This is a genomic window from Streptomyces sp. WY228 (genome assembly GCF_019287315.1).
GTDB classification, from domain to species: Bacteria; Actinomycetota; Actinomycetes; order Streptomycetales; family Streptomycetaceae; genus Streptomyces; species Streptomyces caviscabies.
The window spans coordinates 2,370,958-2,385,028 of record NZ_CP079114.1 but is presented as its reverse complement, the minus strand read 5'-3'; the positions used below and the strand labels follow the sequence as shown (position 1 = coordinate 2,385,028).

General features: G+C 71.7%; 11 protein-coding genes. 6 read left to right on the top strand and 5 right to left on the bottom strand.

Annotation, left to right across the window (positions count from 1 at the left end):
- The 5 genes from KV381_RS10310 to KV381_RS10290 all read left to right on the top strand — a co-directional run bounded on the left by KV381_RS10310 (window position 1) and on the right by KV381_RS10290 (window position 7,143).
- Window positions 1–1,164 carry an ABC transporter ATP-binding protein gene (locus tag KV381_RS10310; protein WP_256995036.1) on the top strand — a complete coding sequence of 388 codons (1,164 nt, stop codon included), beginning with the start codon at window positions 1–3 and terminating at the stop codon, window positions 1,162–1,164.
- Window positions 1,161–1,853 (top strand): HAD family phosphatase, encoded by a 693-nt coding sequence (locus KV381_RS10305; protein WP_030078024.1) that lies wholly within the window; start codon window positions 1,161–1,163, stop codon window positions 1,851–1,853. The genes KV381_RS10310 and KV381_RS10305 overlap by 4 nt, the downstream gene beginning before the upstream one ends.
- A gap of 340 nt (window positions 1,854–2,193) precedes the next feature.
- A complete protein-coding gene (gene ppdK / locus KV381_RS10300; RefSeq protein ID WP_086778201.1) occupies window positions 2,194–4,905 on the top strand; it encodes a pyruvate, phosphate dikinase in 2,712 nt (903 codons plus the stop codon).
- Between the two features lie 657 nt (window positions 4,906–5,562).
- Entirely contained in the window at window positions 5,563–6,600 is a 1,038-nt protein-coding gene (locus KV381_RS10295; RefSeq protein WP_030078028.1) for a helix-turn-helix transcriptional regulator, read from the top strand.
- 132 nt (window positions 6,601–6,732) lie between these two features.
- Window positions 6,733–7,143 carry a VOC family protein gene (locus KV381_RS10290; RefSeq protein WP_030078031.1) on the top strand — a complete coding sequence of 137 codons (411 nt, stop codon included), beginning with the start codon at window positions 6,733–6,735 and terminating at the stop codon, window positions 7,141–7,143.
- A 66-nt stretch (window positions 7,144–7,209) separates the two neighbouring features.
- Here KV381_RS10290 and KV381_RS10285 read toward each other — a convergent pair whose 3' ends face one another.
- The 3 genes from KV381_RS10285 to nirB all read right to left on the bottom strand — a co-directional run bounded on the left by KV381_RS10285 (window position 7,210) and on the right by nirB (window position 11,515).
- Window positions 7,210–8,376, bottom strand: coding sequence for an alkaline phosphatase PhoX (locus KV381_RS10285; protein ID WP_030078033.1), 1,167 nt, complete (start codon window positions 8,374–8,376; stop codon window positions 7,210–7,212).
- A 155-nt stretch (window positions 8,377–8,531) separates the two neighbouring features.
- Window positions 8,532–8,891 (bottom strand): nitrite reductase small subunit NirD, encoded by a 360-nt coding sequence (nirD, locus tag KV381_RS10280; protein ID WP_030078035.1) that lies wholly within the window; start codon window positions 8,889–8,891, stop codon window positions 8,532–8,534.
- On the bottom strand, window positions 8,891–11,515 hold the full coding sequence (gene nirB, locus KV381_RS10275; RefSeq protein WP_193463924.1) for a nitrite reductase large subunit NirB: 2,625 nt from the start codon (window positions 11,513–11,515) through the stop codon (window positions 8,891–8,893). Before nirB ends, nirD begins: the two co-directional genes overlap by 1 nt.
- A gap of 167 nt (window positions 11,516–11,682) precedes the next feature.
- On the opposite strand from nirB, the gene KV381_RS10270 reads away from it, so the two are divergent.
- Window positions 11,683–12,474, top strand: a complete 792-nt coding sequence (locus KV381_RS10270; RefSeq protein WP_030078038.1) for a TSUP family transporter — start codon at window positions 11,683–11,685, stop codon at window positions 12,472–12,474.
- 18 nt (window positions 12,475–12,492) lie between these two features.
- Here KV381_RS10270 and KV381_RS10265 read toward each other — a convergent pair whose 3' ends face one another.
- Both KV381_RS10265 and KV381_RS10260 read right to left on the bottom strand, forming a co-directional pair.
- The gene (locus tag KV381_RS10265) at window positions 12,493–13,125 is read right to left on the bottom strand and encodes a class F sortase (protein WP_218785096.1); all 633 of its coding nucleotides are present in this window, start codon (window positions 13,123–13,125) and stop codon (window positions 12,493–12,495) included.
- An 82-nt stretch (window positions 13,126–13,207) separates the two neighbouring features.
- Window positions 13,208–13,753, bottom strand: a complete 546-nt coding sequence (locus KV381_RS10260) for a hypothetical protein (protein WP_218785095.1) — start codon at window positions 13,751–13,753, stop codon at window positions 13,208–13,210.
- Between the last annotated feature and the right edge of the window lie 318 nt (window positions 13,754–14,071).

Here is a 14,071-nt window from a genome sequence, read left to right as displayed (position 1 = left end):
ATGTCAGCCCTGCCCGCCCCGCCCACCGCCGCCCGACGCCCCGATCCGGCGCGGGCCGCCTCGGCCGCCGACGGGCGCGCCGCCACCGGAGCCCGGGTGGAGTTCCGCTCGCTGCGCCGGGCGTTCGGCCCGACCGTGGCCCTCGACGGACTCGACCTCACCGCCGAACCCGGCGAACTGCTCGCCCTCCTCGGCCCCTCCGGCTGCGGCAAGACCACCGCGCTGCGGGTGCTCGCCGGCTTCGAGCAGCCGGACTCCGGTGAGGTGCTGGTCGACGGCGAGGACATCACCCGCGTCCCCGCCAACCGGCGCGACGCCGGGATGGTCTTCCAGTCCTACAGCCTCTTCCCGCACCTGAACGCCCGCGACAACGTGGCCTTCGGCCTGCGGGTACGGAAGGTGTCCGCCGCCGAGCGGCACGCCACCGCCGCCGAACTCCTCGACCTGGTCGGGCTGCCCGACCACGGCGGACGCTTCCCGCACCAGATGTCCGGCGGCCAGCAGCAGCGCGTGGCCCTGGCCCGCGCGCTCGCCCTGCGGCCCCGGGTGCTGCTGCTGGACGAACCGCTCTCGGCACTCGATGCCAAGGTGCGGCTCTCGCTCCGCGAGGAGATCCGCCGCCTCCAGCTGTCGCTCGGCATCACCACCATCTTCGTCACCCACGACCAGGAGGAGGCCCTCTCCATGGCCGACCGGGTCGCCGTCCTCAACGCGGGCCGCCTGGAACAGTGCGCGCCCCCGGCCGAGCTGTACGAGCGCCCCGCCACCGCGTTCGTCGCGGAGTTCGTCGGCACCATGAACCGGCTGCCGGGCCGGCTGACCGGGACCGGATCGGTCGAGGTCGCGGGCGCCACCCTGCCGGTCGACGGCGAGGCCCCGGCGGGCGGCGGCCCCGTCGACGTGCTGATCCGCCCCGAGGGCATCCGCGCCGACGCCGACCCCGAGGGCACGGCCACCGTCGTCTCCGCGTCGTTCCTCGGCTCGGTCACCCGGGTCCTGCTCGACCTCAGGGGCGGCGTCGCGCTCAAGGCCGACCTGCCCTCCCGCGATGCCGCGGACCTGCTGCCCGGCGTACGGGCCCGGGTCACGCCCGTACCGCGTCCGGTCCTCGTCGTCCCCGCCACCCCCGTAACGGATGAGCGCACCGGGAAGGCGTCGGTATGAGCGCGCCCGCCGCCGTGCTTTTCGACATGGACGGAACCCTCGTCGACACCGAGGTGCTGTGGTGGGAGACGGCCGACGAGGTCGCCGCCGGACTCGGCCACCGGCTGTCCGGCGCGGACGCCCCGGAGGTCGTCGGCCGGGCCGTCGCGGACACCGCCGCTCATCTGATCGCGGTGACGGGCCGGGCGGCCGAGGCGCTGGACGGCGTGGCCGCCGAGCTCACCGGCTCCTTCTTCCGCAAGGTCGACGCGGGCGCCCCGCTGCGCCCCGGGGCCGCCGCGCTGCTCACCGCCCTGGAGCGGGCCCGGGTGCCGTTCGCCCTGGTCAGCGCCTCGCCCCGGAGTGTGGTGGACGCGGTGGTGGCGGGCTCGCTGGCGGCGGCGCCCTTTGCCTTCACGCTGTCGGCCGACGACACCGTACGGACCAAGCCGCATCCGGATCCGTACAGGGCGGCGGCGACCCGGTTCGGCGTCCCGGCCTCGGCCTGTGTCGCCGTCGAGGACTCCCCGGACGGCACCGCCTCCGCTCACGCCGCCGGGTGCGCGGTGCTGGTGGTGCCCTCGCTGCTGCCGGTGGAGCCCGCGCGGGGGCGGACCTTCGCCCGTAGCCTGGAAGAGGTCGACCTCGGGGTGCTCAGTGACTGCCTGAGGCGTCCGGATCCTGAAATTCCAGGTCCGAAACCGGCGTGATTCGCGCCACCCTTGATCGGGGTTGCGCTCAGATGAGCGAAATCAACATGGCTGCACTTCTGGAAGACGTGGCACTCAGTGCCACCTTGATGGCTTCGAGAAGTGGACTCACTTGGTGAGCTGGCCGCTCACCTGAGCGGATATGGTCAAGTTTCGGCCATGCCGCCTTCAGGAGGTGAAGGCAGGAGATCAGATGCTCCGGCCGGGCGACCCTTTCGATCTGCTGGCGGACGGGTGGTTGCGGCCGCATGACGACCAAGTGGACGTACCCATACACCTTCGATCTGGGTATGTTCCTCGCCGTCAGGGCAGCCACCGCGTCCTCGAGGAGTCGAGACCCGTGTCGGAAAACAAAGATCCCCAGAAGTTCGTCTACGACTTCACCGAGGGCAACAAGGATCTGAAGGATCTTCTGGGCGGCAAGGGCGCCAACCTCGCCGAGATGACCAACCTCGGGTTGCCCGTCCCTCCGGGCTTCACGATCACCACCGAGGCCTGCAAGGTCTACCTGGAGAGCGGCGACGCGCCGACCGCGCTGCGCGACGAGGTGAGTGCGCACCTCACGGCGCTGGAGGAGCGCATGGGCAAGCGGCTCGGCCAGGCCGACGACCCGCTGCTGGTCTCCGTCCGCTCCGGCGCGAAGTTCTCCATGCCCGGCATGATGGACACGGTCCTGAACATCGGTCTCTCCGACGCCTCGGTGGCCGGTCTCGCCACCCAGTCCGGCGACGAGCGCTTCGCCTGGGACTCCTACCGCCGCCTCATCCAGATGTTCGGCAAGACCGTCCTGGGCGTCGACGGCGACCTCTTCGAGGAGGCCCTGGAGGCGGCCAAGCACGCCAAGAAGATCACGGTCGACACCGACCTCGCCGCGGCCGACCTCAAGAAGCTCGTCAAGCAGTTCAAGAAGATCGTCGAGTCCGAGGCCGGACGCGAGTTCCCGCAGGACGCGCGCGAGCAGATGGACCTCGCCATAAACGCGGTCTTCGACTCGTGGAACACCGACCGGGCCAAGCTCTACCGCCGCCAGGAGCGCATCCCCGGCGACCTCGGCACGGCCGTCAACGTCTGCTCGATGGTCTTCGGCAACCTGGGCCCCGACTCCGGTACGGGCGTCGCCTTCACCCGCGACCCGGCCAGCGGCCACCAGGGCGTCTACGGCGACTACCTCCAGAACGCGCAGGGCGAGGACGTCGTCGCCGGTATCCGCAACACGGTGCCGCTCGCCGACCTGGAGTCGATCGACAAGACGTCGTACGACCAGCTCATGCAGATCATGGAGACGCTGGAGAACCACTACAAGGATCTCTGCGACATCGAGTTCACCATCGAGCGCGGCCAGCTCTGGATGCTCCAGACCCGGGTCGGCAAGCGCACCGCCGGCGCCGCCTTCCGCATCGCCACCCAGCTCGTCGACCAGGGCCTGATCGACGAGGCCGAGGCCCTCCAGCGGGTCAACGGCGCCCAGCTCGCCCAGCTGATGTTCCCGCGCTTCGACGACGAGGCGAAGACCGAGCTGCTCGGCCGGGGCATCGCCGCCTCGCCCGGCGCCGCCGTCGGCAAGGCCGTCTTCGACTCGTACACCGCGATCAAGTGGTCCCGCTCCGGCGAGAAGGTCATCCTGATCCGCCGCGAGACCAACCCCGACGACCTCGAAGGCATGATCGCCGCCGAGGGCATCCTGACCTCGCGCGGCGGCAAGACCTCGCACGCGGCGGTCGTGGCGCGCGGCATGGGCAAGACCTGTGTCTGCGGCGCCGAGGACCTGGAGGTCGACACCAAGCGCCGCCGGATGACGGTCGGCGGCACGGTGATCGAGGAGGGCGACCTCGTCTCCATCGACGGCTCCACCGGCAAGGTCTACCTCGGCGAGGTACCCGTCGTACCGTCCCCGGTCGTCGAGTACTTCGAGGGCCGGATGCACGCCGGGGCCGACGACGCCGACGAGCTGGTCGCCGCCGTGCACCGGATCATGGCGTACGCGGACCGGGTGCGCCGGCTGCGGGTGCGGGCCAACGCCGACAACGCCGAGGACGCGCTGCGCGCCCGTCGCTTCGGCGCCCAGGGCATCGGCCTGTGCCGCACCGAGCACATGTTCCTCGGCGAGCGCCGCGAGATGGTCGAGAAGCTGATCCTGGCGGACACCGACGACGAGCGCGAGAGCGCGCTGGCCGCGCTGCTCCCGCTCCAGAAGGCCGACTTCATCGAGCTGTTCGAGTCGATGGACGGACTGCCCGTCACCGTGCGGCTGCTCGACCCGCCGCTGCACGAGTTCCTGCCCGACATCACCGAGCTGTCGGTGCGCGTCGCGCTCGCCGAGTCCCGCAAGGACGCCAACGAGAACGACCTGCGCCTCCTCCAGGCGGTGCACAAGCTGCACGAGCAGAACCCCATGCTGGGTCTGCGCGGTGTGCGCCTCGGGCTCGTCATTCCGGGCCTGTTCGCCATGCAGGTCCGCGCCATCGCCGAGGCCGCCGCCCACCGCAAGAACGCCAAGGGCGACCCGCGCGCCGAGATCATGATTCCGCTGGTCGGCACGGTCCAGGAGCTGGAGATCGTCCGCGAGGAGGCCGACCGCGTCATCGCCGAGGTCCAGAAGGCCACCGGCACCGACCTCAAGCTGACCATCGGCACCATGATCGAGCTGCCGCGCGCCGCGCTGACGGCGGCCCAGATCGCCGAGGCCGCGCAGTTCTTCTCCTTCGGCACCAACGACCTGACCCAGACGGTGTGGGGCTTCTCCCGCGACGACGTGGAGGCCTCGTTCTTCACCGCGTACCTGGAGAAGGGCATCTTCGGGGTCTCCCCGTTCGAGACGATCGACAAGGACGGCGTCGGCGCGCTGGTCCGCAGCGCCGTCGAGGCCGGCCGGGCCACCCGCCCGGACCTCAAGCTCGGTGTCTGCGGCGAGCACGGCGGTGACCCCGAGTCGGTGCACTTCTTCCACGAGGTGGGCCTGGACTACGTGTCCTGCTCACCCTTCCGCATCCCGGTCGCCCGCCTTGAGGCCGGCCGGGCCGCAGCCGAGTCCCGGGGCAGTGACAGCCGCTGACCCGGACTCACCGGTCCGGGGTGCACGAACACCCCGGATCTCCTGGGCAGGGCTGCACGAACAGCCCTGCCCACCGACCAGGGCCGCGAAGGCCCCGCCGAGAAGCGGCGGCACCCTGTGCGGGGGTGCCGCCGCTTCGCCCTGTCCTGACGTGTGACGGCCCAGGCGCCGACCGGAAGTGACCGGTGGTAAGAGACCGGATGTGCCGGGAAGTGACCGGCGGTACGGGAGCGGCGTGCGCGAAAATGACCGGCGGTACGGGGAAGCCGTCAGGAGTGCGCACCGAAAACCGCGCGAGGAATGTGGCGCAGAGCACATTGCTTCGTTTAATGCGCAAAGAAATTCGGGTGACGGCCGGGGGACCGGGGTGCGGTCCATGGATCCCCACCCATGGACCGCACCCGGCTTACCCCCGTCGGGTACGGAGCCGCACCGTCGCCCACCGCCGCCGAACACACAAAGCCCCCCACGGCCTTCACGTGCTCATCCGGTGGGCACCGGATGCGTACCCGACGCCGTACAGCCTCTTCGGTGAAGCGGAACGGGGCGACACCTTTCACTTCTGGCCGAAACCCCGTGGTGACCTCCTGTGACGGTCCGCATACCCTTCGGTGGGGGCAATTGCGGATGCAACAGAATGCAACAGGTGGGGGAGTAGTGCTGCGTATCCATGTGTCCAGGCTGGACCTTTCGCGGGTGCGGATGGCCACGAGGCCGGACGCACTGTGGGAAACCATTCTCAGTTTTCACCGGATCAGGGACCGGCGCGCTTCGACGGTGTTCGGGAAATGGCGTACGGAATCCCGGGCGCGGTTGAATGGTGAAGCACAGCTGCTGGCGGCGGTCGTTCCGCCCCGCGGCTATTTCCCGGATTTCCTGACGCCCTCTCAGGAGGGCGCCGAGCCTTTCGGGCTCGAAGCCGGAATGGAGGCCCTGCGCGACACCCCCGCCGACCGCGTCCACGCGGAGCTGGAGCTGCTCGCCGCCGGACGTGTACGGCGGCGAGCAGACCGGTCGGTCGGTCAGCGGGCCGCCGGTGCCGGAAGAACGAGCGCGGCGCTGCCCGCCGCGCTCATGGAGGGCCGCGCCGAGCCGCTCTCCCGGCTCATAGGGGCCCTCCGCAGCTACCACCACGCGGCCGTCGAGCCCTACTGGCCGCACATCAGGGCCAGCATCGAGGCGGACCGCGCCGTGCGCGGCCGGGCCCTCCTGGACGGCGGCGCCGACGGACTGCTGGGCACCCTGCCGCCGATGATCCGGTGGCGCTCCCCCGTGCTGGAGGCGGACTACCCGGTCGACCGCGATCTGCATCTGGACGGGCGCGGACTGCTGCTCCAGCCGTCCTTCTTCTGCCGGGGCACCCCGGTCGTCTACCGCGACCCCTCGCTCCCGCCGGTCCTCGTCTACCCGGTCACCAACCCCGGCGCCCCGGTCTTCGCCGAGCCGGGCCCCTGGCTCGGCCGGCTCGTCGGACACACCCGCTCGGCCGTCCTCTCCTCCATCGGCAGCGGCTGCACCACCAGCGAACTCGCCCGCCGCGCCGGGGTGTCGCTGGCCTCCGCGAGCCAGCACGCCTCCGTGCTGCGCGAGGCGGGCCTGGTCCTGACCCTGCGCCACGGCAGCTCGGTCCTGCACACCCTGACCCCGCTCGGCGGCTCCCTGCTGCGCGGCGGCGCCCCGCTCGCCCTGCCCTGAGCGGCGCTCCCGGCCCGTCGGAAAAATCCGTCCGCCGATCGGCGATGAGTTCCGCGCGGCCCCGCCGTCTAACCATCGAAAGCGCCGGACGGACCACCGCGGGCGCCACGGGACAGAGGAAGAGGAACGACCATGGCTCAGATGATCTTCGTGAACCTGCCGGTGAAGGACCTGGAGACCACCGTGGGCTTCTTCGGCAAGCTCGGCTTCACGACCAACCCGCAGTTCTCCGACGACAAGACCGCGTGTCTGGTCATCAGCGACACGATCTTCGCCATGCTGATGACGGAGGAGCGCTTCAAGGACTTCACCAAGAAGGACGTCGTCGACGCCTCGCGGGCGACCGAGGTCATCCTCGCGCTCAGCGCCGACAGCCGCGAGAAGGTCGACGAGATCGCCGACGCGGCGCTGGCCTCCGGCGGGTTCCCGGCGGGCGAGACGCAGGACATGGGCTTCATGTACGGCCGCTCGTTCCAGGACCCCGACCACCACATCTGGGAGGTCATGTGGATGGACCCGGCCGCCGTCGAGGGCCAGGCCTGAGCGGCCCGACCCGCGACCGCGTGCGCCGGGGGCACGGGGGAGCCCCGGCGCACGCGGGCGTCCGCGTCAGCTGCGGAACGGCCCCTTCACCTCGTACGTGATGCCGCCGGAGGAGCTTCCGCTCGTCCCGCGCTGCGAGGAGAAGTAGAGCCGGGTGCCGTCCGGCGAGAACGCGGGCCCGGTGATCTCCGAACCGGACTGCCCGGTGATCCGCAGGAACGGGGCCACCGTGTCGTCCGGCGTGATCAGGCAGATCTCCATGTTCCCGCCGTCCTCGGCGATGTAGAGGTCGCCGGATCCGGACCGGGTGACGTTGTCCACCCCGGTCAGCGGGGCGGAGCCGCCCGTCACCAGCGAGTCGTCGTAGGCGAGCGAGATCGACGAGGTGGTCGCGTCGTACGCCCACACCCGGTTGTCGCCCTTGGTGGTGAACCAGCAGGTGCCCGCCGCGTAGAAGCAGCCCTCACCGCCGTTGAACACCTTCGCCCCGGACACCTGGTGCCGGGTCTGGGTGGAGGAGGCGGCCGGGTCCGGCACGTTGGCCCAGCTCACCGGGCCGGAGGTGGCCGTGCCCGCCACCAGCACCTGAAGCGTGCCGCTCGACAGATTGCCCCAGGTCGTGGGCCGGAAGCGGTAGAAGCGGCCGTCGCTCTCGTCCTCGGTGAGATAGACGTAGCCGTGGTCCGGGTCGGCGGCGGCGGCCTCGTGCTTGAAGCGGCCCATCGCCGGACGCCGCACCGCGGCGTTCACCCCCCACGGGTCGGTCTCGTACACATAGCCCCGGCTGACCTCCTCGCAGGACAGCCAGGTCTTCCACGGGGTGGCGCCGCCCGCGCAGTTGTTGTTCGTGTCGCCCAGGATCCGGTACGCGGAGGTCACCGTCCCCGACGAGGTGAACTTCACCGCGCTCGCCCCGCCCCCGCTGCTCGGGGACACCTCGGCGTTGGAGACGTAGATCCAGCCCGAGCCGTCGGCGTACGTCGCGCCGCCGTCGGGGGCGCTGTGCCAGCGGTAGGAGGTGCCGGGCACGGTCTGCCCGGAGCGGGCGATCACCCGGCTGGTGAAGCCGTTCGGCAGCTGGATGCCGTCGCTGTTGGCCGCCTGGAGGGCGCCGTACGGGCCGGGGGCCGGCTGGGCCGGGTCGGCGAAGGCGGCGCCCCGCCACAGCGTGCCGCCGAAGGCCGCCGTCGAGCTGCCGATCACCGCGGTGCGCAAGAAGGTCCGACGTTCCACGATCACTCCACGCATGAGTGTGGCCCGCCGCTCCGGACGGGCCGGCGGGTCGCGCGTGAGGACTGTAGGAGTGCGGAGTTGACGGAGCGTCAAGCACAGATGAACGGACGGCGGATGGCCTGCGCAGGCCATCCGCCGCCCCCGGAGGGCCCGGGTCAGTCCGCCCGTACGGCGAACACCGGCACCGCCGCGTCCTCGTCGTCCAGGCACGCGCCCGTCGCCAGGTCGAAACGCTGCTTCAGCAGCGGCGAGGCCACGAACGGCCGCCCGCCCGCCGAGCCGAGCAGCCCGCGCGACAGGACGTACGCCCCGGTGAACGGGTCCCGGTTGCCGATCGCGTACACCCGGCCGGCCCGGTCCATGAAGACGGCCGCCTGGTCCCCGTCCGGCAGCAGCACCGCCACCCCCCGCCCGGGGATCAGCAGCTCCCGCTCGCAGACCGTCAGCCAGTCCTCTCCGTGGGCGAGCCGGACGGAACCGGTGCCCCGCGCTGTCGTGATCGTTGCCATGGCCATCAGGATGCGGTCCCTTCGAGCGTGCGGACGGCGAGCACCGGACCGGCGAGCAGCTCCAGATCTGGCTTGATCTGATCCCTCTCCGGAACGAACCTCACCGAGGGGTCGGGGGCGTCGGGCGCGTTGACGAAGGTGACGAAACGGCGCAGCCGCTCCGGGTCGCCGATGGTCTCCGCCCACTCGTCGCGATAGCCCGCGACATGGTCGGCCATCAGCCGCTCCAGCTCCTCGCAGAGCCCCAGCGAGTCGTGGACGACCACGTCCCGGACGTGGTCCAGGCCGCCGTCGATCCGCTCCAGCCACGCGGAGGTGCGCTCCAGACGGTCGGCGGTACGGATGTAGAACATCAGGAACCGGTCGATCAGCCGCACCAGTTCGGCGTCCGAGAGGTCCTGGGCCAGCAGATCGGCGTGGCGCGGGGTGGCCCCGCCGTTGCCGCCGACGTACAGATTCCAGCCCTGGGCGGTGGCGATGATCCCGAAGTCCTTGCCCCGGGCCTCCGCGCACTCGCGGGCACAGCCGGAGACCGCCGACTTCAGCTTGTGCGGGGAACGCAGACCCCGGTAGCGGAGCTCCAGATCGATCGCCATCCGCACCGAGTCCTGCACGCCGTAGCGGCACCAGGTCTGCCCCACACAGGACTTCACCGTGCGCAGCGACTTCCCGTACGCGTGCCCGGACTCGAAGCCCGCGTCCACCAGCCGGGTCCAGATCAGCGGCAGCTGGTCGACCCGGGCGCCGAAGAGATCGATGCGCTGACCACCGGTGATCTTCGTGTAGAGGCCGAAGTCACGGGCCACCTCGCCGATGACGATGAGCTTCTCCGGGGTGATCTCGCCGCCCGGGATACGCGGCACGATCGAGTACGACCCGTTGCGCTGGAGGTTCGCGAGGAAATGGTCGTTGGTGTCCTGGAGCGCCGCCTGCTCGCCGTCCAGCACATAGCCGCTCGCGCCGACCGTGGGCGCCAGCGAGGCGATGACCGAGCCGACCGTCGGCTTGCAGACCTCGCAGCCGTCACCGCCGCGCGCCCCCTCACGGCCGTGCGAGTCGAGCAGGGCGGCGAAGGAGGTGACCTCCAGGGTGCGGACGATCTCGTACAGCTCGCTGCGGCTGTACGGGAAGCAGCCGCACAGCCCCGCGTCCTCGGGCGGCGGCATCAGCTGCCCGATCACCTTCAGGCAACTGCCGCAGCCCGTACCGGCCTTGGTGCACTTCTTCACCTCGGGCAGCGTGGTGTGCTCGCAGACCGCGCCCTTGGTCACGTTGTGGCAGGAGCAGATCACCGCCTCGTCCGGCAGCGCGGAGGGACCGAGCGCCACCGGGCCGCCCGCCCCGGCCGGCAGCACCAGCTGCTCGGGCGCGACCGGCAGTACCGTGCCCGTCATCGGCCGCAGTGTGCCGTACTGCTCCGCGTCCCCGACCAGCACCCCGCCCAGCAGGATCCCGTCCGGGCCCATCACCAGCTTCTTGTAGACCCCCGCCCGGGCGTCGGAGTACACGACGTCGAGCGAGCCCTCGGCGCTCCCGTGCGCGTCGCCGAACGAGGCCACGTCCACGCCGAGCAGCTTCAGCTTCGTCGACAGATCCGCCCCGGTGAACGCGGACCGCCCGCCCGCGATCACCTCGGCCGCCGCCAGGGCCATCTCGTAGCCCGGCGCGACCAGCCCGTACACCCGGCCGTCGGCGGCCAGCGCGCACTCGCCGATCGCGAACACCGCCGGGTCGGAGGTCCGGCACTCCTCGTCCACCACGATCCCGCCGCGCTCCCCGACCGCCAGACCGCACTCCCGGGCCAGCTGATCGCGGGGCCGTACGCCCGCCGAGAAGACGACGAGATCGACGTCGAGCGAGGAGCCGTCGGAGAGGGCCATCCCGGTCACCGCGCCGTCCGCGCCCGCCAGGACCTCCTGCGTACCGACCCCCGTGTGCACGGCGAGCCCCATGTCCTCGATCGTCCGGAGCAGCGCCGCGCCGCCGCCCTCGTCGACCTGGACCGGCATCAGCCGGGGCGCGAACTCCACGACGTGGGTGGCCAGCCCGAGCCCCTTCAGCGCCCCGGCCGCCTCCAGACCGAGCAGCCCGCCGCCCACCACCGCACCGGTCACCGCGCCCTTGGCGTACTCCTCGATCGCGAGCAGGTCCTCGATCGTCCGGTACACGAAACAGCCCCGGGCGTCCTTCCCCGGCACCGGCGGCACGAAGGGGTACGAGCCCGTCGCCAGCACCAGCGTGTCGTACGCGAACACCGCCCCGGACCGCGCGGTCACGGTCCGGGCCGTACGGTCGACGCTCTCGGCCGGGTCGCCGACGTACAGCTCGATGCCGTGCCGGTCCATGAAGTCCGGCTCCACCAGCGAGAGGTCCTCGGGGCTGCGCCCGTCGAAGTACGAGGTGAGCCGCACCCGGTCGTAGGCGGGCCGGGGCTCCTCGCAGAGCACCACGACCCGGGCGCCGCCGGCCGCCGGGGTCAGCCCGCGGTCGGCGAGGGCCTCCAGGAACCGCTGGCCGACCATGCCGTGCCCGACGACCACGATCGTCGGAACGGCGCCGTGCGCCAGGGCGTTCGGGGTGCTGTTCGAGGCGGCGGCGGTGGTGCGCGGCTCGAAGGTGGGCTCCGGCATCTCAGTGGCCTCCGTCGGTTGTCCTCATGCCCCGAGCCTGGGCGGGCGGTGTTACCCGGCCGCATCCCGCCTGTTTCCCGGGCGGAACCTTGCGCTCAGCGGCCGGGCGGGGGCCCTGTGAGGGACCGGGTGAGGAGGCAGGGGCGACAGGCGTCTAATGTCGGTTCGTGCCTGACATAACAGTGACGACCCTGATCCTTCTCTGCCTCGCCGCGGCCGCCGCGGGCTGGATCGACGCGGTGGTGGGCGGCGGCGGCCTGCTGCTCCTGCCCGCACTGCTCCTCGGCCTCCCGCACGTCCCGGCCGCCCATGTCCTCGGCACCAACAAGGCCGTCGCGATCGTGGGCACCTCGGGCGCGGCCGTCACCTTCCTGCGCAAGGCTCCGGTACGGGTGGGGCTTGCGGTGCGGGTCGGGCTGATGGCGCTCGCCGGGTCGATGACCGGGGCGTTCTTCGCCGCCGGGATCAGCAGCGAGCTGCTCCGCCCGGTGATCATGGTCGTGCTGCTGGGGGTCGCGGCCTTCGTGATGCTGCGCCCGTCCTTCGGCACGGCGGCGGCGGGCGACGGCACGGACCGGCCGGTCACCCGGGCCCGGATCATCACCGCGATCGTGCTGGTCGGCGGCGGTATCGGCTTCTACGACGGGCTGTTCGGGCCGGGCACCGGCACCTTCCTGGTGCTGGCCCTGACCGCCGTGCTCCATCTGGACCTGGTGACCGCGTCGGCCACCGCGAAGATCGTCAACGTGTGCACCAACGCGGGGGCGCTGGCGATGTTCGCGTACCAGGGCACGGTGCTGTGGCAGCTCGCGGCCGTGATGGCGGTCTTCAACCTGGCGGGCGGGATGATCGGGGCCCGGATGGCGCTGAGCCGGGGGAGCGGCTTCGTCCGGGCGGTGCTGCTGACGGTGGTGTTCTCGCTGGTGGCGAAGCTGGGCTTCGACCAGTGGAACGCGTAGCGCTTTCGGGCGAGGTGGTCAGCGCACGTTCGTGAGGTGCGCGTACGCCACCACGTTGCCCTGGTAGCCGGTCTCCTTGGAGAAGCCGCCGCCGCAGGTGATCAGCCGGAGCGAGGCGTGCGGCGAGTCGCCGTAGACGCGCTGGTCGGGGAAGTCGTCGTTGTCGTAGACCTCGATGGCGTCGATCGAGAACACGGCCGTGCGCCCGTCCTCGCGGACCACCTCGACGGTGGTCCCCTTGGTCAGGGCCCCCAGGGCGTAGAAGACGGACGGGCCGTCCGCGTTGTCCACGTGCCCCGCGACGATCGCGGTGCCCCGCGCGCCGGGCGGCACGCCGTCCGCGTACCAGCCCGCGAGGTTGCGGTCCTCGTCCGGCGGTACGTCGAGGCTGCCGTCGGCGGCCAGCCCCAGCCGGGTCATCGGCGCGTCCACCTCGATGCTCGGGATGCGGATGCGGACCGGCTCGGAGCGGTCCAGCGGCTCGGCGACCGGAGAGCCGGGCTGGAGCTGGGGCCCGGCGGCGAAGGCCTGGGCGCTGGAGGGCTGCGGCGGGATCAGCTGGCCGCCGGGCCCGTTCTGGATGAGCCAGATGCCGCACAGCACGGCGATGCCCACCAGCCAGCCCTTGGCCTTCTGCGCGTTGGGGGACACGGCGTCGTCCTCGGTCGGTGGTCCGGTACGGGCGGGGCGCGCTCGGGGACGCGCCCCGCCCGGTCAGAGGGGAAGCGGTGGTTCAGCTTCCTTCGGCGCCCTCGGAGCGGCGGCGCAGCAGCCACAGCCCGCCGACGGCCGCCAGACCGATCACGCCGACGCCGAGGGCGACCTGCGTGGAGTTCGGTTCGACGCTGCCGCCGACCCCGGTCCGCACATGGCCGGACGGGCGGTCGTGGATGGGCTTCTCGTGCTTGCCGCCGCCGATCACCTTGAGATCGCCGACCGCGTCCTTGCCGTTGTCGCAGGAGACGATGATCTCGTAGGTGCCGGGCCGGGTGTCGTGCGGCACGGTGAACTGGCCGACCACGACCTCCTTGTGGGTGCCGGGGCGCATCTCGAAGTCCCCGGCGTCCAGCTCGTTCGCGTCGCCGATGCCGGAGCCCTTCTTGCCGCAGGCGGTGGTGTTCACGGTGACGGTGGCGCCGGGCACCGCGGTCGCCGGGGTGATCTCCAGACGGCCGAAGTCACCCGCGTACGCGGACGGAGCGGCGGCGGTGAGACCGAACGCGATGACGGTGAACGCGGCACCGACGGTGCCGGTCACGAGGCGGGCAGGACTGCGCATGGGGATCCTCCGGGCAGACGGCGCGAGCGGGTGTGTCCTGACCCGAGCCAACGGGGACCGGGCCCGCCACGCCTTCTGACGCCAGGTCAGCTTTCACCCGTACGGACCGGCGCGGCACCCTTGCCGGAATGGATCACCGCAGGTCGCGGCGGTGCGACTGGGCCGTTCGGTCCGTGCTGCCGCCCCGGGTGCCGATCGGGTGAGAGGTCCATGGCGAGTGTGACGCAGGTCACATGAATGACCTCGTGGGCCCCGGGCACACGGAAGACACCCCCCACGGGACGGATCACCGCCCCCCACGGCACCCGCCCCCACCGG